Origin of the sequence: Vibrio splendidus, from assembly GCF_001557875.1 — a bacterium.
Lineage (GTDB): Bacteria > Pseudomonadota > Gammaproteobacteria > Enterobacterales > Vibrionaceae > Vibrio > Vibrio splendidus_F.
The window spans coordinates 1-1,176 of the sequence record NZ_LNRF01000025.1 but is presented as its reverse complement, the minus strand read 5'-3'; the positions used below and the strand labels follow the sequence as shown (position 1 = coordinate 1,176).

Annotated in this window: 5 tRNA genes and 1 rRNA gene; all 6 read right to left on the bottom strand. The window is 43.8% G+C overall.

Annotation, left to right across the window (positions count from 1 at the left end):
* Window positions 1-456: 456 nt before the first annotated feature.
* Window positions 457-532, bottom strand: a tRNA-Val gene (locus tag ATB74_RS23285).
* A gap of 32 nt (window positions 533-564) precedes the next feature.
* Window positions 565-640, bottom strand: a tRNA-Ala gene (locus tag ATB74_RS23280).
* Between the two features lie 24 nt (window positions 641-664).
* Window positions 665-740, bottom strand: a tRNA-Val gene (locus ATB74_RS23275).
* Window positions 741-765: 25 nt separating this feature from the next.
* Window positions 766-841: transfer RNA gene (locus ATB74_RS23270), tRNA-Lys, on the bottom strand.
* A gap of 20 nt (window positions 842-861) precedes the next feature.
* Window positions 862-937, bottom strand: a tRNA-Glu gene (locus tag ATB74_RS23265).
* A gap of 123 nt (window positions 938-1,060) precedes the next feature.
* Window positions 1,061-1,176 (bottom strand): 16S ribosomal RNA (locus tag ATB74_RS23260); the annotation flags it as partial.

Here is a 1,176-nt window from a genome sequence, read left to right as displayed (position 1 = left end):
TCGCAAGTTATTACGCCTTTCATCGCCTCTGACTGCCAAGGCATCCACCGTGTACGCTTAGTCACTTAACCATACAACCCGAAAGGGTCTTAGTGTATGGCAACTAACCAAGGTTTTTGGTTGTCATCAAGAAGGGTTAATTCTTGATAACTGTTTGCCGGACTCAATTTACTTTTTGTTTCCACTTTTTAATAAAAAGTAGAATCAAAAAATGAACAATCATTTCTGATCGTTCGAATACAAGACACTTGAATGTGTTTGTTGTGTTTATACCGTTCTTATTAAATAAGAGCAGATAAACATTGAGAACTTTTAAATTTGATTTAAATAACTTCGTTATTTAAATCAGTCAGCTTTCCAAATTGTTAAAGAGCAAGAGTTTTTAAAGCATTAAACTTTCAAAACCATTTTTAAATACACTCAGCTTTCTATTACTAAGACAAATGTGCTTAAAGATGGTGGGCGATACCGGGCTCGAACCAGTGACCCCCTGCTTGTAAGGCAGGTGCTCTCCCAACTGAGCTAATCGCCCATGATAGTTTTGATTCCTTCATGGAGAAAGAATGGTGGAGCTATGCGGGATCGAACCGCAGACCTCCTGCGTGCAAGGCAGGCGCTCTCCCAGCTGAGCTATAGCCCCATATTTTATTTCCTTGGGAGGAAATGGTGGGCGATACCGGGCTCGAACCAGTGACCCCCTGCTTGTAAGGCAGGTGCTCTCCCAACTGAGCTAATCGCCCCAAATTTTATTTCCTTGGGAGGAAATGGTGGGTCGTGCAGGATTCGAACCTGCGACCAATTGATTAAAAGTCAACTGCTCTACCAACTGAGCTAACGACCCTTTTTACTTCTTGAAGGAAGTGGTATCCCGTAGGGGAGTCGAACCCCTGTTACCGCCGTGAAAGGGCGGTGTCCTAGGCCTCTAGACGAACGGGACACTGCTAATTTATCTCCACTTTAAAAGTAGAAACAAACTTCGAAGAACCTTGGGAGTTCTTCTTCTCTTTGCTTTTCTAAACCTAATCAATCTGTGTGGACACTTGTCGTGGATATCTTCGTATAAGGAGGTGATCCAGCCCCAGGTTCCCCTAGGGCTACCTTGTTACGACTTCACCCCAGTCATGAACCACAAAGTGGTGAGCGTCCTCCCCGAAAGGTTAAACTACCCACTTCTTT